The organism is Streptomyces sp. NPDC003691 (assembly GCF_053981115.1).
In genome coordinates, this window is the sequence record NZ_JBSFNQ010000001.1 from 126,702 (window position 1) to 148,872 (window position 22,171).

Below are 22,171 nucleotides of genomic sequence, written 5' to 3' on the forward strand. Positions count from 1 at the left end.
CGCCGCAGGTCAGACCAGTTCGGGCTCGGGCTTCCGTGCCTCGGCCGGGGCCGGCTGCCCGGCGGCAGCGGCCGCCGCCCACCGCCGGGTGGTCCGGACATAGGCGTAGATCACGGCGACCATCGCCAGGATCAGCAGCGGTCCGGCCAGCCACGGGTAGTCGGCCATCTGCATCGACAGGAAGCGGTACGAGACCAGCATCGCGGCGAACACCGCCGTGCCGAAGGCGGTGAACAGGGTCGCCGAGCGGTCCCAGCCGCGGGCCTGGGCGCGCATCCCGGCCTCGATGGTGAGGGTGAACACCACACCGGCGACCAGGTCGAGACCGTAGTGGTAGCCGAATCCCAGGGTCGCGGCGAGCGTCGAGACCAGCCAGAACGTTCCCGCGTGCTTCAGCAGCGGCGGGCTGTTCCGGGTGTGGAGGAAGATCGCGGTGGCCCAGGCCGTGTGCAGACTGGGCATGCAGTTGCGCGGGGTGATCTCGTCGAAGGGCATCCACTGCGGTGTGGAGATCGCCGGCTGGGTGTCCGGCCAGACACTGGCCAGCGCCCAGGAGCCGCCCTCGTCGCCGAAGGCGTAGACCGGGCCGACCACCGGGAAGATCATGTAGATGCCCGGGCCGAGCAGTCCGATCACCAGGAAGGTGCGCACCAGGTGATGGGCGGGGAAACGGCCTTCGGCCGCCACATTGCGCAGCTGGTAGAGCGCGGCGACGACGGCGGCCACCGCGAGCTGGACATAGACCCAGTCCAGGAATCCGTCGCCCACCGCCCCGGTGGCCTGGACCAGCCGGCCCACCACCCACGACGGGCTGCCCAGCGCCTCGTCGGCGACGACCAGGTACTGGTCGAGCACCTCCGGGCGGGTCTTGGAGGTGATCAGCAGCCAGGCGTCACCGGTCTTGCGTCCGGTGACCAGCAGCAGGCCCAGTCCGACGCCCTTGAGCAGCAGCAGGCGCTCCGCGCCCGTGCGGCGCACGAAGGCGAAGACCGCGACGCCGACGATCACCCACACCGCGCCGTTTCCGTACCCCATCTCGGCGCCGAGCGGCCAGCGCACCAGGGCGAAGACGATGTCGATACCGACCGCGGCGCCCAGCGCGATAAACCGCTGCCGCCAGGTGAGGACCACCATCATCAGCGCCATGCTGGCGTAGAGCAGCGGTCCCGATACGGGGGCGATGACCGCCTCGCGCGCCTGGGTGGTGATCGGCCCCGGCGCGCCGAAGTGCCGTGCGGCGATCTCCAGCGCGACGACGAATCCCAGGGCCACCGCGGCGGCCGCGGCCCACAGCATCGCCCGTGGCCTGCGCCACGGGCGGGACTCGTTTCCGTCTTCCTTGCGCGAAGACGCCTCAGAAGTTATTCGTATCAATTCATTAACCGATTTGCTCGATTTTGACGGGGTAGGTCACCTTTCACACCGAAATAGCAAGTTTTCCGATGGCGGATGGGCGATCAGTGCGACCTTGGTAAGTTCGATCATGTTATCGAATGCGCTGGAGTGGCTTTCGCGGGTCAAGAGGGGCTGGGTGGGCCATCGGTTCCACAATCACCGGGCCCGCAAAGGCGATCCGCCGGAGCCTGCCCGCGGGGCACGGGCGGACCGCCGTCACGGAGTGAGCGAGGTCACCAGGTCCGAGGCGGCGAGCAGACGTACCGTACGGGCGTCCAGCGCCCCGGGGTAGAGCGCGTACACCTCGGCTCCCGCCGGAATGTCCGGATCCCCGCGCAGCAGAAATGCCAGTCCGGGGGCCGGAGTGCCGGGCTCCGGAGCGCCCTCGTGGTCCGGGGTGCCGATCCGCCCGGCGAAGGCCGCGGGGCTCTCGTCCGCGCGGCGCCGGTAGGCGGCGGCCGTACCTTCCGGCTGCCGGAGCACCACCGTACGGGCGCGGGCGGCGGCGTGCCGTACCGCGAGTTCGAGCAGACGGACCCGGGCGCCCGAGGCGAAGAGCCCGGTGAGCGAGCGGCCGAGAACCGCCAGCAGGTTCGTATGACGCTCTACGGAGTGGCTGCTTCCGGTGACCCCGCCGACCACGTCCAGCCACCGCATGGTGCGCGCGGTCACGTCGATCACCAGCGGCACGCAGAGCCGTTCCGGAGTGGCCAGATCCGACCGCTGCTCGACCTGGCGCGGGTCGAAGACCGGTCCCTCGCCGCCCGGCCGGTCGCGGACCATCAGTCCGGTGAACGCCTCGGGCAGCTCCGCGAAGGGGGTGTTGCTGTACGAGAAGACCACGACGACCGCATGGCGCACGCCCGCCTCGGCGAGCCGGACCAGGTCGAGGTCGATGAACTCGGACGAGCCGTCGGGAGGCGGTGCGCTGGTCAGGTCGCCGGAGTGGACCGCGGCATCGGTCCCGTACCGGAGGCTGGTGTAGGCGCAGGTGCCGATGCGCTTCCAGTCCGCGTCGAAGAGGGCGGCCGAGAGGTCCAGGTCGACGGTCTCGCCGGGCCGCTCGGTCCAGTGCAGGAAGAGCCGGACCGTACGGCCGTCGGGCAGGGCCAGCTCGCTGCCGCGCGGCAGGGTCCGGAGGGACCGCGAGGCGGTGCGCTCGCCGAAGGGCACCATCAGTCCGCCGATAGCCGTGTCAAGGACGGCGACTTCGGTGTGCGGCAGTCCGGCCGCGCGCCGGAGGAGTTCACCGTCCAGGACGGCCACGGCCCGGGCGGCGGCGCCGGGCGGCAGCGGGGCCCGCCCGTCCGGCTGGACATGCGGCTTCGCCGCCCCGCCCTTGGGGAAGTGGACCCGCTCCGCGGCCGGGCCGGTGGCGGCCGCGCGGACCCGCAGGGCACCGAGCGCGGAGACGAGAACGGCCGGAGCGACCTCGTGCACGGTCTTCTCCAGGGTGGTGACCACGGCGTCGGCGACCGTCTCGCCGGGCGCCAGCCGGAGCAGATGGTCGAGACGGCGCACCAGCTCGCCCGGCCGCCGGGCCAGCAGCGCGGCCGCGGTCGGCACATCGCCCGCCGCACAAGCGGCCTCGGCCCGGGCGGTCCTGGTCCACAGCGTCACCCGGCCGCCGGTGGTGTCGAAGTGCGCGAGCGCCCCGGCGGTCTCGGACAGGATCCGGGAGAGCGGGTCGCCACTGAGCCGGAGCCCGCGGAGGACGGCGAAGGCGAGGGCCGCGCGGGGGTGGCGGGCGGCGTTCTCGAAGGGGTGGAGCCGCTCGGCGGCATGCAGCCAGGTCCTGCGGTGGCGGAGCAGGTCCTCGGTCATGGATTCGGGGTCGAGCGCGTCGAGGGCCGTGAGGAGGGCGCGGCGCAGCGGGCGTCGTACGCCGCCGAAGCGGGGCGGCGCGGTCAGTCCGGGGTCGCCGCCGGAGCGGACCACGAGCAGCCGCAGCACATCCGTCGCGGTGGTGATCAGACGCACCGCCGCGGGGAGGGTGGTGTCGTGGTGGGCGGGGTCGTCGAGGAGCCAGGCCAGCAGGCGCGCCTTGGTCTCCCGGCCCGGTACGTCGGCGGGCAGCCAGGAGGTGTCGGCACGGTCGCCCGCCGCGTCGAGGAGGGTGATGAGGTCGTCGGTGTCCGCGGGGCCGAGGGCGGTGGGGCGGGCGAGCAGCGCGCCGAGTTCGGCCGCGGCGTCGGCGGCGCGTTCGGCGGGGCCGCCGCCGTGGGCGAGTATCCGGGTACGGGCCGGGAGGGCCCGGCCGGGGTCGGCCGCGGGCCGGGGGCGCGGCGGGCGCAGGAAGGGACTGCCGGGCTCGATCCGGGCATGGCAGACGGGGCAGGCGGAGAAGTCGGCGCCGTCGAAGCAGGAGCCGCACACCAGATGCGCGCAGGGCGCGACGGGACGTACGGTGCCGTCCTCGCCGCAGAGCACACAGGGCTGTTCCGGGGTCTGGAAGAGCAGCGTCAGGACCCGGTCGACGAAGAAGGCGCCGGTGTCGTGGGGGACGCTGTGCGGGAAGTCGCGGAAGAGCGGGGTGTGGTCGCGGTCGGCGCCCAGCCCGGCGTCCAGGGCGGCGAGCAGCGCGGCGCCCTCGGCGGCGAGGGCGGTGTCGTCGAGCGCGCCCAGTGCCGCGCGGAGCCCGGGCGAGAGCAGACAGCCCCGGTCGAGGAGGTCGGTCTCCAGAAGCGGGACGCCCGGGCCGGGGACAGCGGCAGTGGCAGTGGCTGTGGTGGATACGGCCGGGGTGGGGGTGTAGACGGCGCCGCGGCGGGCGAGCAGGATTTCGGCGAGGGTCCGCCGCCCACCGGGCGCGGGCGGTATTCCGGTGCCCGTCGTGATCGTCAACTCCGTGCCTCCCCCCGGCCGGTGGTGCCGACCGTCTCACGCCCCCGGTGCCGGGGCCGCGCTGTCTGTGTATTGCCGTGGTCACGGAGCGCGTGGGGCTCCGGTGCGGCGGGACGACGGGCAGCCGCCGGGGCGAGGGCCCGTTCCGTCATACCTGCGGTCCGTTGCGGAAGCCGCGGTCACGGCCCGCCGGGCCGGCGGGCGCAGCGCGCCGGCCCGGTGTCCGGGCGGAATGCCACGGAATGCCTGGGTGCGGGGCGGAAATCCGGCGTGCTCGATTAGTGAGTCTCTCCCCGAAGGAGAGGGTAAGAAGGAAGCCCGCCGTGGAGCCGCCCCGCGCGGCAGACAGTAGCAGTCACCGTCCGGGCCCGTCGCGGGATTTCCGGCCGGACGCCCGTGCACCGGCGGCGGCCCGGAGTCACCGGCGCGGCGGCGCCTTGCGCGCGTGGAGCACCTGCCCTTCGAGGGGCAGCGGGGTACGGGAGACCGCGGTGAGCCCGGCGTCCGCCAGCAGGCGCTCGTAGTGCGGGGCGGTGCGCTCCCGGCCCCCGACGTTGCACATCATATGGAGGTCCCAGGCCACGGCGAGCGACGGGGATCCGTCGGTGGGCAGCAGGCGTTCGACGACGAGCAGATCGGCACGGGCGGGCATGGCGTCGGCGCAGTGGCGGAGGATCTCGCGGCAGCGGTCGTCGTCCCAGTCGTGGAGGACACGGGAGAGGACATAGACGTCGCCGCCCGGCGGGATGTCGGCGAAGTCGCCCGTGAGACAGGTGACGCGGTCGCCGCAGCCCGCGGCGGCGAAGGTCCGGCGGGCGGCTTCGGCGGCATGGGGGCGTTCGAGGAGGACGCCGCGGAGGTTCGGGTGGGCGGTCAGCAGCCGGGCGAGGAGTTCGCCGTTACCGCCCGCGATGTCGACGACGGTCGCGGGGGCGGGCGCAGTGGCCGCCGCGGTGACGGCCGGATGGCCGGTGAGGGGCGCGAACATCCGGGTGCTCGCGGCCATGGACCGGTCGAACAGCGCGGCGAGTTCGGGAGTGCGCGCGAAGTGGTCGAAGTGGTGGGCTCCGAAGTGGTGGTCGAAGCCGGTCCGGCCGGTGCGGACGGTGTGGGCGAGCGCGCCGAAGGACTCGTAGAACGGGCCGCCGTACAGCAGCGCCAGGGGGCGCAGGGAGCCCGGTGCGTCTTCGCGGAGCAGGGCGCCGAGCGGGGTGAGCCGAAAGCCGTGCTCGTCGTCGCCGGTCACGGCGGACAGGGCGGCGAGATAGCGCAGCAGTCTGCCCAGGCTCTCCGGGTCCGTGCCGGTGCGCCGGGCGAGGGGGCCGGTGGCGACGGGTTCGGCGGTGCTCATGGCGTCGGGGAGCCGGAGTTCGGCGAAGACGGCCAGGGCGCGGGTGGTCCAGGCTCCGGTCAGCAGCCGCAGCAGCGATTCGGCGGACAGGTCGGCGGGGGTCCGGCCGGAGACGGGGACCGCCGGGCGGGCGGCGGGGTCTTCGGCGGAGGCGGGCGCCTCGGGGCGGGAGGTCGGCTCTTCGGCAGAGGCGGGCACCTCCGGCCGGGCGGCCGGGTGCCGGTCGCTCCGGCCGCCGGGACCGCCGCGGCCGCCCGGACCGCCGCGGCCGTCGGGACCGCCGGGACCGTCCGGCCCGTGGGCGGGCAGGTCCGCAAGGTGTTCGGCGAGCACCTCCCGGTGGTCGCCCGGCGCGTACAGCTCCACCCGCCGGTAACCGGCCTTCGTGTCCTCGGGGGCGGCGAAGTAGAACACCGTGCCGTCCTCGTGCGGGTTGTAGCCGCCGCCGTCGGGGGCCGCGCCGTGCCGGACGAAGGTCGCGCGCAGTCCGCGCAGCACCAGCGGGTCGGGGCTCCCGACCTCCAAGGCGAGATGCGACTCGTGCTGGTGGACGCGTTCGTGGGCGGCGAGCGCGGCGAGTCCGGAGCCGGGCGGCACGACCAACGCGAACACCTCGACCGTGCGGTCCTCGCCGTACGGTCCGGGGACCGCGGGGCGGAGGATGCGTACGTCCAGCCGGGCCGGGTTCCGCCGGTGCCGGGCCGCCAGCCGGTCCCGTACGACCACACTGGGCACGGATCCCGCGGCCGGGTCCACGGTCAGCCCGCAGGCGGCCAGTTCGGCGCGGAGCGTCCGCGGGTCGGGCGGGAAGACCAGCAGGGCGGCGTGCGAGAAGCGGCAGCGCTCGGCCAGGGCACGGGTCTCCGTGGCGTCGAGGCCGGGGAGCAGCAGCGGGAGCAGGGCGCTGGTGTCCTGCTCCCGGACGAAGCCGGCCGCGGCGCGCAGCCGGGTCGCGTCGTCCGGGGGGAGCGGCGGGTGCGGGGGCGTCGGCGTCGTGGCAGGCGTCGGCGTCATGGGAGGGGCGTCCTCGGGTTTCGGTAGCGCGAAGTGCTCCGGCGGCGGAAGCACGGAGGGGGAAGAGGGGGAAGGAGAGACGGCGTCGGGAGAACCGGGTTCAGACGCCGACGTAGTTGGCGGCGAACCAGTCCTGTTCGGCGCGCGAGGTGCGCAGCCGCCGGAGGCAGGCGCGCTTGCGGAGGGTGTCGTGGTACGGCGGCGGGCCGGCCGGTCCGGGGATGCCGACCGGTCCGGGGGTGGCGGGGGTGTCGTGCAGCAGGCGGATCATCCACTGCGAGAAACGCTGGGCCCGCCGGATGCGGGCCAGGCACCGCTCCGAGTAGTCGGCGAGCCCTTCGGGGCGCCCGTGCAGAAGATCGTCGGCCAGCGCTTCGGCGAGCAGTTCCGCCTCCAGTACGGCGAGGTTGGCGCCCTTGGCGGCGGAGGGGCTGAGCAGGCTCGCGGCATCGCCCGCGAGGAAGAGCGCGCCGTGGCGGAGCGGTTCGACGACATCGGACTCCAGGTCGACGACGGTCCGCTGGACAAAGGGGCCGCGGTGCAGGGGGCCGTGTTCCGCGGCGCGCATCCGCAGCTCCAGCTCCGCCCAGATCCGGCCGTCGGACCAGGCGTCGGCGGCTGTGCCGCGGGGGCACTGGAGGTAGTAGCGGGTGATCTCGTCGGTACGGGCCATATGCCCGGCGAACCCCCGGTCGTGCACCGCGTATCCCACGGCGTCGAGGCTCGGCGGCGCCTCGGCGAGCAGCCCCAGCCAGGAGATCCCGTGGTCGCGGTGGTGCCGGCGGAATGTGCCGGGCGGCAGGGAGCGGCGGGCCGCGCCGTGGCGGCCGTCGCACCCCGCGACATACCGCCCCCGCCAGCGGCCCGGACTGCCGTCGGGAGCGCGGACGGCGACCGAGGGGTACGGCCCGCGGGTGTCCAGGACGGCGACCGCCTCGGTCTCGAAGCGGATCCGCCCGCCCCCGTCCTCGTACCGGGCGAGGAGGTCCCCCACCAGGTCGTGCTGGGGGTAGACGGTGTGCGGTTCGCCGCGGCCCAGCAGGCCGTAGTCCAGCCGGAATCCGCCGTCCTCGGTGCGGAACTCGCAGACCGAGTGGCTCCGGCCGTGCCGCCGCAGCCCGCCGGAGAGTCCGTGGCGGTCCAGGATCCGTACGGTGTTCGCGGCGAGGAACCCGGCGCGGGCGCGGGTCAGGAGACCGGCTCTGGCCGAGCGTTCGAGTACCACGCAGTCGACTCCGGCGGCGCGGAGCAGATTGGCGAGTACCAGCCCCGCGGGCCCGGCGCCGAGGACGATCACATCTGCCGTGTCACGGACGGTATCCGCCCTCTGACTTTCCATCACAGAAGCGGATCATAAGCAGCCGTAAATCCGGTGATGCACGACATTCACCCGTATGGGCGCAAAGGCAACCCAAAAAAGATCTTGCGCCTCTTCGGGCGCACCGGATGACCAGGGCACATCCGGCGGCCCCGGGGGCGGCGAACGTTTCGTTCGACCGGGCGTTCGCCGTCAACCCGCGACGGTGGACCCGGAGGCGCCTGCCGGACAGGCAGGGCGACGAAGAGTTGAGATCTTCGATATCCAACTTCAATAAATTGAGGTTCAGTTGTTGCCACATCAGAAATCTCAAGTTACAACTGAAGGGCAGCAGGGCCGTCGAGGGCAAGGGAGTCGAAGGTGGACTGGCAGGAGCTGACGGACCTCACGAACGGGCGGCCCTTCGTGGTCGAACGGGTCCGCCTCACCGGCAACGGCGTGGCTGTGGAGGGGGAGTTCGAGCCGCCGCAACTGGCCCAGCTCGGCATCGACGACCAGGTGTTCGTCGCCGCGTTCGTCCGGGCGCACGGCTCCATCAAGGAGATGGAGCGGATCTTCGGGGTGAGCTACCCGACCGTCAAATCCCGGCTGAACCGGATCGCCGGGCGGCTCGACTTCGTCGATACCGACCCGGCGCCCAGCGACGCCGATGTCGTGGAGCGGCTGCGCAGGGGCGAGATCAGCGCCGAGGAGGCGCTGGCCGAACTGGAACGGACCCGCTGATGCCGCACCTGTTCCGCACCGGGCCGGCGGGCCCGCCCGACGAGCGCCGGAACAGCCGGAGAGAGAAGGAGCACACCATGAACGAGCAGCGCCGCAAGATCCTCCAGATGGTGGCCGACGGCAGGATCACGGCGGAGGAGGCCGAACGGCTGATCGACGCCCTCGACCGGCACGAGCCCGAGCCGCCGCCGGCCGCGGCACCCCGGACGAAGTCCCGGCCCAGGTATCTCCGGGTGGTGGTGGACTCCGCGGACGACTCCGGCGACGGGCCGAGCCGGGTCAATATCCGGGTCCCGCTGCAACTGCTGCGCGCCGGGGTACGGCTCACCAGCTTCGTCCCGCCGCAGGCGCTGAGCCGGATCAACGCGGAGCTCAACAAGTCGGGCGTGCCGATCGACCTCACCGAGCTGAAGCCCCAGCACCTGGAGGAACTGATCGACCAGCTCGACGACATCAGCGTCGACGTAGGCGACTCGGACGCCCAGGTGCGGGTGTTCTGCGAGTGACCCGGCGCCCTCCCCCCGACGGCCCGGCGGCCGGTCCGGTGGAACTCGTGATCTTCGACTGCGACGGGGTGCTCGTCGACAGCGAGGGCATCGCCGTCCGTCTCTTCGTCGGCCTGGGGGCCGAACTGGGCTGGCCGCTGACCGAGGCCGAGGTGACCGAGCAGTTCATCGGCCGGTCGGTGGCGGACAACTTCGCGCGGATCGCCGACCGGGTGGGGCCGGACCGGGCGGCGCTCTGGCGGGAGCGGTTCGCCCGCCTCCACCGTACGGCCGTCGAGGACGGACTCGCCCCGGTCGAGGGTGTCGTGGACGCCCTCGACACCCTCGAAGAACTGGCGGTTCCGGTCTGCGTCGCGTCCGGCGGCAGCCACGAGACGATGCGCCTCACGCTGGGCCGTACCGGGATCCGCCGCTACTTCGAGGGCCGCGTCTTCAGCGCGGACGAGGTCGCCGCCGGGAAACCGGCTCCCGATCTCTTCCTGTACGCCGCCGGGCGCATAGGCGTCCACCCCTCGGCGTGCGTCGTCGTGGAGGACAGCAGCCACGGGGTACAGGCGGCCCGGGCGGCAGGTATGCGGGCCCTGGGCTATGCCGGCGGGCTGACCCCCGCCGCCCGGCTGGCGGGCCCGGGCACCACGGTCTTCGACGATATGCGGCAGCTGCCCGGGCTGCTGGCGCGGCTCTGACCCGGAGGACGGTCATGTTCGGTATCACCGTGTCGCGGCCGCTCTCCGTCGCCGAGGTGACGGGCCTGTTCGCGAGCCTCGCCCCGCCCGGTTCGCCGCTCGTGATCCAGCCTCCCGGAGCCGCGGTACCGGACGGTATCGGCAGCGTATGGGCGGGTCTGGAGCCCACCGGCGATCCGGCGTGGCCGCTCGGTCTGGTGGTGCACCACTGCGTCTGCGAGCTCGGGCCGTACCCCGATCTGCGCCTCGCGGAGCACATCGCGGAACGGTTCGGGGCGGACGTCCTGTGCGGTGCCGATCCGGCCTTCGCCGATGTCGACCCCGCTGATCCGTACTACTCCCTGGCCCTGGTCGGCGGCCGGTGGTACCTCGCCAGTACCGCCCGCACACGGCTCGCGGGACCGTCCGTCATGTCCGGCGGGCGCGAACTCCCGGCGGACGGCGAGCCCGTCCTGCTGATCCGGCCGGTCCCGGTCGATACGGCTTAGAGCGTGTTTCCAAGCCTCGATTGACGAGTAGCCCAAGCTTCGGTGTCCGTGGGTGCCGACCGGGCCGGGGAGAGGGTCTGTGAGGGCTGTGGTGAACGGCTGAGGCCGGATGCCAGGGCACACGCGATGTTCTGCTCGGCGACGTGCCGTTCCAGGCAGTGCGACGCAGGCCACGACCCATGCCCTACGGGCGGCGGGCCAGCACATGGGTGTCGAGGAAGCCCCGCTCGGTCGCTGGGTCGTGGAGCAGCCGGGCGAACGTGACGAGGCCGGCTCCGGCCAGTAGCTCGGCGAACCGGTCCGCCGGCCAGCTATAGGCGGGCGTCACCTTGTGGTCGAAGCGGACCGGCTCCGATCCCTCGGTCCCGAAGAGGGACACCAGGAGCAGGCCTCCGGGTGCCAGGACACGCACCTGCTCGGCGAGCAGTCCGGGCAATTCCCCGGGTGGGGTATGGATCATCGAGTAGTGGGCCAGCACTCCGCCGAGCGTGCCGTCCTCGACCGGCAGGGCTTCCATTCGCGCTTCGTCGAACCGCAGCGCCGGATGGGCCTGCCGAGCGTGGTCGACCATGGCCGGGGAGAGGTCGAGCCCGAAGGCGTCCAGCCCCAAGTCGTGCAGCATGGCCGTCAGATGACCAGGTCCGCACCCGACATCAGCCACCCGCAGGTTCCCCGTGCCATGCACGAGCTCGGCGAAGGTGCCGATCATGTTCCGCGCGAACGGCCGCGTCTCCAACTGACTACTGAACATCGAGGCATACAGGTCCACGACTCCGTCGTAGGCCGCCCTGGTCTCTTCCTGGTGTCTTAACACGGGAAGGAAACTAACACCCGCACCGTTCGCAGCCGTTCTCCACCCCTGACGCCCGGTCCGGGACCAGCCGCACCGCCCGACCCGCGACCAGCACCTTCACGATGCACACCGCTCATTGATCTTCAGGTTCAAAGACGGGTTCTCACGCCTTCCGTGTCACGCGGCACCGAGCCGGTTGATCTCCGGGCTGTACAGCACCGAAGGGCCAGTGCCCTTGAGACTCACAACAGCGATCATCGCGCGTCCCAGATGCTCGGTGGTGGTCATGTGCCTGGGGGCCAGCCGGTGCAATCCGGGATAGAGCCACGATGTGAGCCGGTACGCCAGGCGATAGGAGGCTGTCCTGGAGACGGCGCCGTGGCGCGGCTGGATGTAGCCGGGCCGGAACATGTAGGCGTGGAAGGGCATCGCCAGCAGTTCGTTCTCCGTTCGGCCCTTGACCCGCGCCCACATGGAACGGCCCGACTCGGTGCTGTCGGTCCCCACCCCCGACACATAGGTGAAGGTCAGCGCGGGGTTGTTCGCGCTCACTGCCCGGGCGGCGGCCAGCGTGTAGTCGTGCGTAATCCGGGTGTACTCCTCCTCGTCGCGTCCGGACGAGGAGATGCCCAGGCAGAAGAAGCAGGCGTCCAGCCCCTCGAACTCGCCCTGGACCGCGGTGAAGTCGCCGAAGTCCGTGTGCACGACCTCCCGGACTTTCGGGTCTTCGACGTTCAGAGACGTGCGTACGACGAGCAGGACCTGGTCGACGCTCTGCTCCCGGAGGCAGGCGCGCAGCACGCCCTGACCCACCATTCCGGACGCTCCGAAAACGGCCACACGCATGGTTGCTCCCAGTGGGGTGAGGCGGCGGTCAGGGCGCCGTACGGGCGAGGGTGCCGGCGATGAGGGTGGCCACCATCTCCTGCAGAGAGGAGGTGAAGTCCATGCGTAGCGCGGCCAGGGACGGGTCCGTGTCGTAGGCGGCGAGCATGCCCGGGGAGGGTCGGGCGTGGGTCCAGACGGCGCCGGCCGCCATGTAGACCTGCGCGCTGAACTGCTGCGCCCCGTCGCCCAGTTCGGGCAGGTGCTGTCGCGCCAGATCGGCCAGCGCGACGACATTGCCGATGGCCGCTTTCTTGTACCGGGCGGCGACCTCCGCGGACACGTTGTGCTCCAGGACACCGGCCTGCGCGCTGAGCAGGTCGCACAGCACCCGGTGCTCCGCAAGGGAGTGGGTGAACACGGCCGCGAACGCGTCGCCACGCCGGCCCACCGGCTGGCCGGGGTCGATTCCGGCGGCGAGCCGGTCGGGCAGTTCGGCCGTCCACTGTTTCCACCCGCTGTCCAGCAGCTCCAACAGGATGGCCTCGCGCGATTCGAAGTAGCGCAGCACGTTGGACTTGGCCAGGCCGACACGTCGGCTCAGCTCGTTGAGGCTGACCTCGGCGACCGGCATCTCGGCGAGCATCGCAGCCGTGGCGTCCAGGATCGCCTGCCGCCGGAGCTCGCGCTGCTCATCACTTCGAGCACGTTGAAAGGTTGCCATCACCCCATCCTACAGACCGCCGGTCTTTTGACATCGGACCGCCGGTCTCTTATGTTTTCTCTCAAGAGACCGCCGGTCCGTTAAGGGGTCGGGGTGGGGCGTGCGTAAGCGATTCCTGGAGGAGATCCACATCATGAGCAGCAACAAGAGTGACAAGAAGGTTGCGGTCATCACCGGCGGTGCGACGGGTATCGGCAAGGAGACCGCGCGGCTGCTGGTCGCGGACGGCGTGCATGTCGTCCTGAGCGGGCGGCGTGCGGACGTGGGCACGCGGGCGGTCGAGGAGCTGACCAAGGACGGCGGCAGCGCCTCGTTCGTGGTGGCGGACATGGAATCGCCGGAGAGCATCAAGGCCCTGTTCGACTCGGTCCTGGCCGACTACGGCCGCCTGGACCACGCGGTCAACAACGCCGGTCTGGCCCACGAGACCGCCGCGATCGCCGACGCCGACCCGGTGAAGTTCCAGGAGATGCTGTCCACGAACGTGATGGGCCTGTTCCTGTGCCTGCAGCGCGAGATCCAGGAGATGCTCGCCGGCGGCCACGGGGGCACCATCGTCAACCTGGCCTCCATCGCCGGCCTCAACGGCATCCCGTGGAGCGGCCCGTACGCGGCCACCAAGCATGCGGTCGTCGGCCTGACCAAGACCGCGGGCCTGGAGTACTCCTCCCAGGGTGTGCGCGTGAACGCAGTCGCCCCCGGCGCGATCAAGACCGACATCATCGCCAACGCCATCTCGCTCGGCCAGTACGACGAGGACACCATCACCGCGATGCACCCGATCGGCCGCATGGGCCTGCCCCGGGAGATCGCCGCGGGCATCCACTGGCTCCTCTCCGACGAGTCCTCCTTCGTCGCGGGCACGATCCTCAACATCGACGGCGGCTTCCAGGCGAAGTAACCCCCGCGCGTGCGCCACTCGCATGCCAACCACCCCAACCGCGGGGCAGGGCAAGGCCCGTCGTGGACACCCACCGCGACGGGCCCAATCAGCGAAGCCACACAAACCGCACCAACAGACCCTCGGCCACCGGCACCAGCCCGATCGGTTGTCGCAACGGTGGGGTCGTCCGGCCCGGATCGGTTCGGCGGTCTGTCCACCTGTCCCCGCTCGAAGTGGGTCGGCGGCGGCTTCGCCGCCGTGCGCTGGAAACGCGTCCGGAAACACGCACTTAGCGCGTGCCCGCGCCGCCGCCCGGGAGGGACGCCGTGAGGCGCTCCCAGGCGGTGTGCACGTCCTCCCCCACCGTGCCGAACTGGGTGAGGACCGCCGCGCAGCGGCCCTCGGCGTCGTCCAGTTCGATCGCCGAGACCGGGCCGTGGGCCGCCGTGGAGCGGACCAGCCGGGCCGCCCGGACGGCCGGGAGGTCGATCTCCAGGGAGGCGTCCCCGATCACCGCGAACACCCGTCCCCGGGTGGTCGTATCGGTGACGCGCACCGGGCCGCGGCATGCCTGGGCGGCCGCCGGGGCGAAGACCGCGGCATCGACCGGCAGGCCGGTGGCGTGGAGGTTCTCCAGCAGTGCCGGTACGGCGCCGGGGTCGAGGGGCCGGTGTTCGCCGCGGTAGCGGGTAGAGGCGGCGTGCCGGGCGGCGCCGCCGTCCAGCAGGATCGCGTCGAGCCGGGCGAGCTGATCGCCGTCCTCCCGGGCCGGGACGGCGGACCCGGCCGCGGGGGCGGTGGACGGCCCGGCGGCCGGGGGGCCGACCAGTTCGGCGAGCAGCCGGTCGGCCTCGGAGAGCAGGCGTCCCCGGTGCGCGATCCGGCCCCCGGCGGCGTAGAGGAGCAGGGTGACCGCACCGGTGCCGCCGTCCCGTTCGATCTCGGCCGCGGTGACGGCCGCGCCGTCGAGGCGCAGCGCGACGGCACCGGGCCGGACGGTGAACGGTTCACCGCACAGGCTCGGCACCGCGTAGCTGCCTGCCTGTTCGATCCGGGCGGCCGGGCCCGCGGTGACCGCCTGGACGTGCCGGAACAGCGTCAGACTGCGGGCCAGCTCCGGCATCCGGGCACCGACCGGCCGTACGGTGCTGTTCCGGCGGGTGCAGCACGCCGCGAACGCGCAGAGCCCACCGGTGCCCCGCGGCGCGGAGTGCTGCTCCGCCATGCTCAGTACACGTCCCGGACGTAGCGCTTCGCCCGGCGCAGGTCCGCCAGGTACTGCGCGGCGTCGTCGTCGCCCAGTCCGCGCTGCTCGGCGATGACGGCGAGCAGGGCCGTCTCGACGTCCTTCGCCATCCGGGAGGCGTCGCCGCAGACGTACACGTACGCGCCGTCCTCCAGCCAGGCGTACAGCTCCCGCGACTGCTCGCGCATCCGGGTCTGCACATAGACCTTCTCCGCCTGGTCGCGGGAGAACGCGAGGTCGAGCCGGGTGAGCAGGCCGGACTCCCGGAACCCGGCCAGCTCGTCCTCGTACACGAAGTCGGTGCTGCGGTGCTGGTCGCCGAAGAACAGCCAGTTCCGGCCGTCGGCGCCGCGCGCCGCGCGCTCGTGCAGGAAGCCGCGGAACGGTGCGACACCGGTACCGGGACCGATCATGATCATCGGGGCGCCGTCGTCGGCCGGGACGCCGAAGGAGGCGTTCGGCTGGAGATAGACGGCGATCTCCCCGCCGTCGCCCGCGCGGTCCGCGAGATAGGTGGAGGCGACTCCCTCGTACCCGCGGTCCCCCGCGGTGTAGCGGACGGACGCGACGGTGAGGTGGATCCGGTCCGGATGGGCCAGCGGGCTGGACGAAATCGAGTACTGCCGGGCCTGGAGCGGCCGGAGCATCGGCACCAGCTCGGCGGCGCCCGGTGCGGCGGGGCCGGCCTCCCGGAGCAGGTCGAGGACGTCCCGGCACTCCAGCCAGGCGTCCAGGGCGGCCCGGTCGCCGCGGGCGACGACCGCGGCCAGGCCGCTCGACGGCGTCCGCGCCGCGAGGTCGGCGACCAGTTCCTTGGAGGGGGTGCGGATCTCGCGTCCGGTGCTCAGCACCTCGGCGAGGGGCAGGCCGCCGAAGTCCTCGCCGCCGTCCGCGCCGAGCTGTTCGAGGAGCGCGGCGACGAGGGCCTCGTCGTTGACGGGTACGACGGCGAGCGCGTCCCCGGCCTGGTAGGTGATACCGCTGTCGCCGAGGCAGAGCTCGTAGTGGCGGATCTCCTTGGCGCTGTCCGGCGAGGAGAGCAGCCGGTTGACGCGGAGCGGGGAGCGGTAGGGGTTCCGCTTGTTCCAGGGGGAGCGGGTGGCGGGGGCCGCGGGCGCGGCCTCCGCCGTCCCGGCGGCCGCGGAGGGCGCGGCGCCGGTCTCGGCGGCGAGGAGGTCCAGTACGGCGGTGGTCCAGGCCGCGGCGGGCTCCTCGTACTCGACGTCGCAGTCGACGCGGTCGTGCAGCCGGACGGCGCCGAGCTGCTCCAGCCGGGTGTCGAGGTCCTTCCCGGCCTGGCAGAAGTCGTCGTAGCCGCGGTCGCCGAGGCCGAGGACGGCGTAGCGCAGTCCCTCCAGGCGCGGTGCGTCGTCGGCCCGGAGCGCGTCCCAGAACAGTCCGGCGTTGTCGGGCATCTCGCCCTCGCCGTAGGTCGAGACGACGACGACCAGGTACGACATCGCGGCGAGGCGCTCGGGCGTGATGTCGTCGAGAGCGGTGGCGGTGCCGCCGAGGCCGCGGGTCCGGGCCCCGGCGACGATCTCGCCGGCGAGGAGTTCGGCGGTCCCGGTCTGGGTGCCGAACAGGACGTCGACCGTGGCCGCGGGGGGCTCGGCGGCGGTGTTGTCCCGCCGTCCGGCGGCGGTGATTCCGGCGATGAACCCGGCGAGCCAGGACTCCTGCTCGGCGGAGAAGGGCGCGTCGGCCGGGATGAGCAATCCGGTCGGGGACATGACTGTCATGGGGCAACCGCCTCGGTGGGGGCCTGCGGGACGCTGCGGCCGGCGATGTCGTCCAGGGCCGCCGTCGCGAGGAGTTCGTCGAACCGCGCGGCACGGACCCGGCCGGCGTTCTTGGTGTTCTGGTGGGTGATCCAGCCGTAGGTGCCGGGGGCGTCCACGCTGAGGTTGTTCCGCTGCCGGAGCGCGCTCTTGTAGTCGTCGAGGCGCTTGACCGCGATGAGGGTGGCGAGTTCGCCGTCGTCGAACCGTTCCAGGGTGCCGCGCAGGTACTTGACCACGCGCTGCCGGACGGAGAAGTCCTCGGTGAGCACCAGGTTGCGGACGGCCGCGGCGATCCGCGGGTCGTCCGGGCCGGTGGCCCCCGGGGTCCGGGCGAGCGCGACGTCCTGGGCGACGCCGAGGACCGCGTACGACGACAGCAGCGAGAACATGTCGTTGCCGCCCGGGTCGCCGAGGGCGGGCGCCCGGCCACCGAGCACGGTGCGGCGGTCGCGGTAGTCGACCTTGAAGGCCCGGAGCTTGTCCGTCGCAATCGAGCCGGCGAGTTCGTCGAGGAGTTCGCCGCGGGTCGCCGCGGCGAGGATCTCGGAGGCGTCCTGGTACAGCAGCAGGGCGCGGGGCATCCCGCAGTACACGTGCTGCCGCTCGTCGTCCCAGTTCTCCAGCAGCCGGGCCGCGAGGGGCGAGCCGGTGGCCTCCAGGTGCCAGCCCAGGAGGAGGCGTACGGCCTCCTCGTGGAAGGCGCCGTGTTCGGTGGCGGTCACCGGGAACACCAGCAGGGAGTCGGCGCTCACCCGGCCGGGCAGTTCGCCCGCCGGGTCGTACTGGTAGAGGAAGCCGCCGCTCATTCCGTTGCCCAGGCCCTTGCCGAAGCCGCCGAGGTTGAGCACGGTACCGCCGGTCATGTACTCGCAGCCGAAGTCGCCGACGCCCTCCACGACCGCGGTCGCGCCGGAGTTCCGGACGGCGAACCGGTCGCCGGCCTCGCCCCGGACGAAGGTCCGGCCGCCGGTCGCGCCGAACAGCGCGAAGTTTCCGATCAGTACATTGCCGCCGGGGTCGGCGCTGCCGCCGCCCGGGGTGCGGACGATGATCCGGCCGCCGCTCTGGCTCTTGCCGACACCGTCGTTGGCGGTGCCGGTGTGCTCCAGGGTGATGCCGTCGTTGCAGAACACGCCGTAGGACTGGCCGGCGGAGCCGGTGGTGCGGATCCGGACGGCGCCGTCGGCGAGCCGGCGGCGGCCGCGGTCGTCGGTGACGACGGCGGGGACCCCGGCCAGCTCGTCCGCGCCGAGTTCGTGGTTGAGGAGCCGCTCGACGTCGATGCCGAGCTGTCCGCCGACCGACTTGTCGCTGTTGCCGAGGCGGATGCCGTCGATGAGCACGGACGGCTCGCGGCGGGTGAGGAGCGCGGCGCGGACCCGTTCGACGAGGGCGTCGTCGGTGGTGAAGTCCTTCTCCAGGTACTCGGGGTTCTCGACGGTCTTCGCGGGAACCCGGGCGAGCAGCCTGCGGACGTCGAGACGGCCGGTGCCCGTGGGGTGGTCGACCAGCTGGAGCAGGTCGGAGCGGCCCCGGGCCTCGCGCAGCGACCGCAGTCCCAGCCGGGCGAGGATCCCGCGGACGTCGTGCGCGATGTTGAGGAGGTACTGGGCCAGGGCCCGCGGGTCGCCCTCGAACACCTCGGCGTTCGTGGTGAGCCCGGCGGGGCACTTCACATTGCAGTTCTTCGCCATGACGCAGCCGAGCATCATCAGCGCGGTGGTGCCGAACTCGAAGCTGTCGGCCCCGAGCAGCGCCGAGGTGACGACGTCGCCGCCGGTCTGGTGCGCGCCGGAGCAACGCAGCACGACCTTCTGCCGGAGCCCGTTGGCGACCAGCGCCTGGTGGACCTCGGCAACGCCGATCTCGGCGGACCGTCCGGCGTACTTGAGGCTGGTGACGGCCGCGGCGCCGGTGCCGCCGGTGTTCCCGGCGACGTTGATGACATCGGCGCCGGCCTTGGCGACGCCGACCGCGATGGTGCCGATGCCCTCCGAGGAGACCAGCTTCACCACGACCCGGACCCGGGCGGCCTTGCAGTCGTGGATGAGCTGCGCGAGGTCCTCGATGGAGTAGGTGTCGTGGTGCGGCGGCGGCGAGATCAGCTCGATGCCGGGGGTGCCGCCGCGGGCGGCGGCGATGTCGACGGTGACCTTCGGCGCGGGCAGCTGGCCGCCCTCGCCGGGCTTCGCGCCCTGGCCGATCTTGATTTCCAGCTCTTCCAGCATGGGATCGGCGAGATAGCCCGCCCAGATGCCGAACCGGCCGGACGCGAACTGCTTGATGCGGGAGCCGCGGATGGTTCCGTAGCGGGAGTGGTGTTCGCCGCCCTCGCCGCTGTTCGACATGCCGCCGACCATGTTGGTGCCGTGGGCGACGGCCTCGTGGGCGGTCGCCACCAGCGCGCCGTGGCTCATCGCGCCGGAGGCGAGGGCGCGGGTGATCTGGTGGGCGGGCTGCACCTCGTCCAGCGGGACGGCGCCGGGCGCGCCGTCGAGGAGCGCGAGCAGTTCCGCGGCCCTGCCGGTGGCGGTGACCCGCACGCCGTCGGCCGTCGCACCGTCGGTGGTGATCTCGCCCGGGTGGGCGAGGGCCAGACCGGCGGCGAGCGCGGTGTGCCGGGCGGCGCCGTCGGTGCCCGGGCCGGTCAGCCGGAGCAGGAAGGCTCCGGGGGCGTCCCCGGCGGAGGTGTCCGGCGGGGAGACCTCCAGTCCGCGGACGGTGACGCTCGCGTTGCCGTCGGTGGCGAACCCGCCCAGCTCGCGGGCGAAGTCCTCGGGGGTGGCGGCGGTGGTGACATCGGCGGGCAGGGCGAGGACGTCGCGGAGCGCGGAGGGGCGGCGGGACCGCTCCTCGTGGGTGGCCCGCAGGAACGACCGGTAGCCGGGGGTGATCCGGAACGCGTCGATCTCGGCGTCGCTCAGCGCGTCGTAGCCGGTGTTGCGGTACGCGGTGTCGGTGATGCCGAAGGCGTCGTCGAGCTGCCCGAGGGTGAGGAGGCGGAGCGCGTCCGGGTCGTCCGTCCGGCCGAACTCCGGCTTCTCCTCGGTCATTCCGGCGAAGCCGCGTACGGCGGTGGTGCCGAAGGAGTGACCGGCGCCGTCCGACCGCTCCTTGAAGAGGCCGAGCAGCGGGATCTCCTGCTCGCCCGCGACGGTACGGGCCCGCTCGTGCCAGTCGGTGGCGGCCTGCGCGATCCGGACGAAGCCGACGCCGCCGACCGGGGACTCCAGATGCGGGAAGATCCGGGCGAACACGTCGTCGCGGGTGTCGAGGTAGTTCGGCTCGAAGAACTCGCCGCCGATGTAGCTCTCGGCGGTGCAGAGCCCGACCCGGCCCATGGTCTTGGCGAGCGACTTCTCGGCCGCCTTGCGGAACCTGGCCAGCGCCCGGTCGGTCGCGGTGATCTCGCCCGCGGGCGCCGCGGCGCTCGGGTACTTCTCCTCGGCGCGCAGCCGGGCGCTGAGGCTGTAGACCGCCGAGGCGCCGAAGCCGAGGGCGGTCGCGACATGGTGCGAGGAGGCCAGCTGGCCGCTCTCCGCGACGATGGAGAGACGCAGCCGCAGACCGGTGTCGATGAGGCGCTGGTTGACGGCCGCGACGGCGAGGATCACCGGCAGCGGCGCGCGGGCCGACGAGACCGCCCGGTCGGTGAGGAGCGCGATGCCGCCGCCCCCGGCGGCGAACCGCTCGACGTCGTCGCAGAGCCGTCCGAGGGCGGATCGCAGGGCGTCGGCGTTGGCGGCCGGGTCGCCGGGCACGGGCTCGTACAGCATGCCGAAGCGTTCCAGCGGTACGACGTCCTGGTCGCGCAGGCGGACCATGTCGAGGTGGCCGAGGACGGGCGACTCGACGACGAGCTGGCGGCCGTCGGTGCGGCCCGTGCCGTCGGGCTTCGGGCCGAGCGCGACCCGCATGCTCATACCGTCGGCCTCGCGGATGCTGTCCAGCGGCGGGTTGGTCACCTGGGCGAAGCGCTGGGAGAAGTACTTCGCCATCCCGCCCTCGGTGTCGCTGAGCGCGTTGATGGCGTTGCCGTAGCCCATGGCCGAGATCCGCTCGGACCCGTTGGCGAGCATCGGGTCCAGCATGAACCGGAAGCTCTCCTGGTTCAGCGAGTAGGCCACGTAGCGGCCGGCGAGCGTGAGGTCGCCGTCGTATCCGAGGGTCGAGGTGCCCCGGTTGCCGTCGGGGGCGGGCAGCTCGTCGAGGTTCACCCGGCAGGAGGCCAGCAGCTCCGGGTAGGGGCGGCGGGCGGCGAGGGCGGTGAGGACCTCGGCGGTGCGCATCGTGCGGCCGGTGCGGTGGTCGACGACGAGCATGCCGCCGGCCTCGATCCGGCCGCGGCGCACGACCTCGCCGTCGGGGAACGCGATCTGGCCCGCCTCCGACGACACCACGAGGTACTCGGCGGTCTCCACGGTGCGCAGCGGGCGCAGCCCGAGCCGGTCGAGGCGGGCGCCGACGACATCGCCGTCGCTGAAGATCACGGCGGCCGGGCCGTCGTTCTTCTCCTCGTAGAGCGAGAAGTACTCCAGCATGTCCCGGACGGCCGGGGGCAGTGTGCGGTCGTTCTCCCACGCGGGCGGCATCAGGGAGACCACGGCCTCGACGAGGTCCAGGCCGTCGTCGAAGACCCGGCTCTGGAGGGTCTGGTCGAGCCGGCTGGAGTCCGACTGGCCGGGCGGGCGCACGATGCTCCGGGTCCGGGCGCGGGCGAGCGCCTCGTCGGAGAGCCGGTTCTTGCGGTCGGTGTTGAGTTCGCCGTTGTGCGCCATCAGCCGGAACGGCTGCGCCATGGTGGGGTGCGGTTCGGTGTTCGTCGAGAACCGGGTGTGGAAGTACAGCGAGCGGACCGAGTGCCGGGGGTCGCAGAGGTCCCGGAAGTAGCCGATGACCTCACCGGAGTTGAGCCGCCCCTTGAGCACCTGGGTGCGGGCGCTCAGCGAGAGCGGGTACAGGCCGGCGTAGGCGTCCTCGGCGTAGGCGGCGGCCTCGACGGCGAGCAGGGCCCGGTTGGCGGCGGCGTCGACATCGGCGCGCGCCCAGTCGGCGGGAGCCCGGAACACCCACTGCACGATGGGCAGCTGGTACTGCTCGGCCGCGGGCCGGGCGACGCTGTGGTCGACGGGGACGTCACGGACCAGCAGGACGTCGAAGCCCTGCTCGGCGACGCACCGGCCGACCAGCTCCACCGCGCCGTCGCGGCGGTCGCCGGAAGGGACGAAGCAGTTCGCGACGCCGAAGTGTCCGGCGCGCAGCTCCTCGCCGGTGATCGCCCGGAAGAACTCCACGGACAGGTCGACGCTGACGCCCGCGCCGTCACCGACCCCCTCGGCGGACGTGCCGCCGCGGTGCGGGATGACGCGGAGCGCTTCGTCGCCCTTGCGTATGACGTCATGGCTCGGTGTCCCGTCGAGACGGGTGATGAAGCCGACGCCACAGGCGCTGTGCTCACGGGCAGGGCTGTACAGACCGAAGGCGGAGGAAGTCACATGGGTCCTGTCGGCGAGAAAATTCCGGCAGCGGACGGCCAGGCTGCGTCGGTGGAGCGCTCGCCGCGGGCGGCCGTCGTGACGGCCGAGCCCCGA

The 22,171-nt window shown here is 72.7% G+C and carries 15 protein-coding genes; 5 read left to right on the forward strand and 10 right to left on the reverse strand.

The window, feature by feature from the left end:
* Positions 1-9 precede the first annotated feature (9 nt).
* From ACWDR0_RS00480 to ACWDR0_RS00495, 4 genes are all read right to left on the reverse strand, one after another.
* A complete protein-coding gene (locus tag ACWDR0_RS00480; RefSeq protein ID WP_456349347.1) occupies positions 10-1,296 on the reverse strand; it encodes a DUF5933 domain-containing protein in 1,287 nt (428 codons plus the stop codon).
* Between the two features lie 315 nt (positions 1,297-1,611).
* On the reverse strand, positions 1,612-4,239 hold the full coding sequence (locus tag ACWDR0_RS00485) for an MXAN_6230/SCO0854 family RING domain-containing protein (protein ID WP_456349348.1): 2,628 nt from the start codon (positions 4,237-4,239) through the stop codon (positions 1,612-1,614).
* A 418-nt stretch (positions 4,240-4,657) separates the two neighbouring features.
* Complete coding sequence (locus tag ACWDR0_RS00490) at positions 4,658-6,604, reverse strand: methyltransferase (protein WP_456349349.1); 1,947 nt, start codon at positions 6,602-6,604, stop codon at positions 4,658-4,660.
* 100 nt (positions 6,605-6,704) lie between these two features.
* A complete protein-coding gene (locus tag ACWDR0_RS00495; RefSeq protein ID WP_456349350.1) occupies positions 6,705-7,943 on the reverse strand; it encodes a 4-hydroxybenzoate 3-monooxygenase in 1,239 nt (412 codons plus the stop codon).
* 339 nt (positions 7,944-8,282) lie between these two features.
* Between ACWDR0_RS00495 and ACWDR0_RS00500 the strand changes: the two genes are divergently transcribed.
* The 4 genes from ACWDR0_RS00500 (at position 8,283) to ACWDR0_RS00515 (ending at position 10,325) form a co-directional block, all read left to right on the forward strand.
* Positions 8,283-8,645, forward strand: a complete 363-nt coding sequence (locus ACWDR0_RS00500) for a DUF2089 domain-containing protein (RefSeq protein WP_456349351.1) — start codon at positions 8,283-8,285, stop codon at positions 8,643-8,645.
* 77 nt (positions 8,646-8,722) lie between these two features.
* A complete protein-coding gene (locus ACWDR0_RS00505; protein ID WP_456349352.1) occupies positions 8,723-9,151 on the forward strand; it encodes an SHOCT-like domain-containing protein in 429 nt (142 codons plus the stop codon).
* On the forward strand, positions 9,148-9,837 hold the full coding sequence (locus tag ACWDR0_RS00510; protein ID WP_456349353.1) for an HAD family hydrolase: 690 nt from the start codon (positions 9,148-9,150) through the stop codon (positions 9,835-9,837). Before ACWDR0_RS00505 ends, ACWDR0_RS00510 begins: the two co-directional genes overlap by 4 nt.
* 14 nt (positions 9,838-9,851) lie before the next feature.
* On the forward strand, positions 9,852-10,325 hold the full coding sequence (locus ACWDR0_RS00515) for a hypothetical protein (protein WP_456349354.1): 474 nt from the start codon (positions 9,852-9,854) through the stop codon (positions 10,323-10,325).
* Between the two features lie 184 nt (positions 10,326-10,509).
* Here the strand turns inward: ACWDR0_RS00515 and ACWDR0_RS00520 are convergent, their stop codons facing one another.
* The 3 genes from ACWDR0_RS00520 to ACWDR0_RS00530 form a co-directional block, all read right to left on the reverse strand.
* Positions 10,510-11,139 carry a class I SAM-dependent methyltransferase gene (locus tag ACWDR0_RS00520; RefSeq protein WP_456349355.1) on the reverse strand — a complete coding sequence of 210 codons (630 nt, stop codon included), beginning with the start codon at positions 11,137-11,139 and terminating at the stop codon, positions 10,510-10,512.
* 156 nt (positions 11,140-11,295) lie between these two features.
* A complete protein-coding gene (locus ACWDR0_RS00525) occupies positions 11,296-11,964 on the reverse strand; it encodes an NAD(P)H-binding protein (RefSeq protein ID WP_456349356.1) in 669 nt (222 codons plus the stop codon).
* Positions 11,965-11,992: 28 nt separating this feature from the next.
* Positions 11,993-12,667 carry a TetR family transcriptional regulator gene (locus tag ACWDR0_RS00530; protein WP_456349357.1) on the reverse strand — a complete coding sequence of 225 codons (675 nt, stop codon included), beginning with the start codon at positions 12,665-12,667 and terminating at the stop codon, positions 11,993-11,995.
* 133 nt (positions 12,668-12,800) lie between these two features.
* Between ACWDR0_RS00530 and ACWDR0_RS00535 the strand changes: the two genes are divergently transcribed.
* On the forward strand, positions 12,801-13,568 hold the full coding sequence (locus ACWDR0_RS00535) for an SDR family NAD(P)-dependent oxidoreductase (RefSeq protein WP_456349358.1): 768 nt from the start codon (positions 12,801-12,803) through the stop codon (positions 13,566-13,568).
* Positions 13,569-13,839: 271 nt separating this feature from the next.
* On the opposite strand, the gene ACWDR0_RS00540 is transcribed toward ACWDR0_RS00535, so the two are convergent.
* Genes ACWDR0_RS00540 through ACWDR0_RS00550 form a run of 3 tightly spaced genes read right to left on the reverse strand, consistent with a single transcriptional unit; the run spans position 13,840 to position 22,075 of the window.
* Positions 13,840-14,775 carry a hypothetical protein gene (locus tag ACWDR0_RS00540; RefSeq protein WP_456349359.1) on the reverse strand — a complete coding sequence of 312 codons (936 nt, stop codon included), beginning with the start codon at positions 14,773-14,775 and terminating at the stop codon, positions 13,840-13,842.
* 2 nt (positions 14,776-14,777) lie between these two features.
* On the reverse strand, positions 14,778-16,538 hold the full coding sequence (locus ACWDR0_RS00545; protein WP_456349360.1) for a sulfite reductase subunit alpha: 1,761 nt from the start codon (positions 16,536-16,538) through the stop codon (positions 14,778-14,780).
* The gene (locus ACWDR0_RS00550; protein WP_456349361.1) at positions 16,535-22,075 is read right to left on the reverse strand and encodes a glutamate synthase-related protein; all 5,541 of its coding nucleotides are present in this window, start codon (positions 22,073-22,075) and stop codon (positions 16,535-16,537) included. The genes ACWDR0_RS00545 and ACWDR0_RS00550 overlap by 4 nt, the downstream gene beginning before the upstream one ends.
* Positions 22,076-22,171 lie beyond the last annotated feature (96 nt).

Coding starts and splice junctions, on each gene's coding strand:
- ACWDR0_RS00530 (WP_456349357.1), bottom strand. CDS start 12,667: ATGGCAACCTTTCAACGTGCTCGAAGTGATGAGCAGCGCGAGCTCCGG.
- ACWDR0_RS00480 (WP_456349347.1), bottom strand. CDS start 1,296: ATGCTGTGGGCCGCGGCCGCCGCGGTGGCCCTGGGATTCGTCGTCGCG.
- ACWDR0_RS00495 (WP_456349350.1), bottom strand. CDS start 7,943: ATGGAAAGTCAGAGGGCGGATACCGTCCGTGACACGGCAGATGTGATC.
- ACWDR0_RS00505 (WP_456349352.1), top strand. CDS start 8,723: ATGAACGAGCAGCGCCGCAAGATCCTCCAGATGGTGGCCGACGGCAGG.
- ACWDR0_RS00545 (WP_456349360.1), bottom strand. CDS start 16,538: ATGACAGTCATGTCCCCGACCGGATTGCTCATCCCGGCCGACGCGCCC.
- ACWDR0_RS00515 (WP_456349354.1), top strand. CDS start 9,852: ATGTTCGGTATCACCGTGTCGCGGCCGCTCTCCGTCGCCGAGGTGACG.
- ACWDR0_RS00540 (WP_456349359.1), bottom strand. CDS start 14,775: ATGGCGGAGCAGCACTCCGCGCCGCGGGGCACCGGTGGGCTCTGCGCG.
- ACWDR0_RS00525 (WP_456349356.1), bottom strand. CDS start 11,964: ATGCGTGTGGCCGTTTTCGGAGCGTCCGGAATGGTGGGTCAGGGCGTG.
- ACWDR0_RS00490 (WP_456349349.1), bottom strand. CDS start 6,604: ATGACGCCGACGCCTGCCACGACGCCGACGCCCCCGCACCCGCCGCTC.
- ACWDR0_RS00535 (WP_456349358.1), top strand. CDS start 12,801: ATGAGCAGCAACAAGAGTGACAAGAAGGTTGCGGTCATCACCGGCGGT.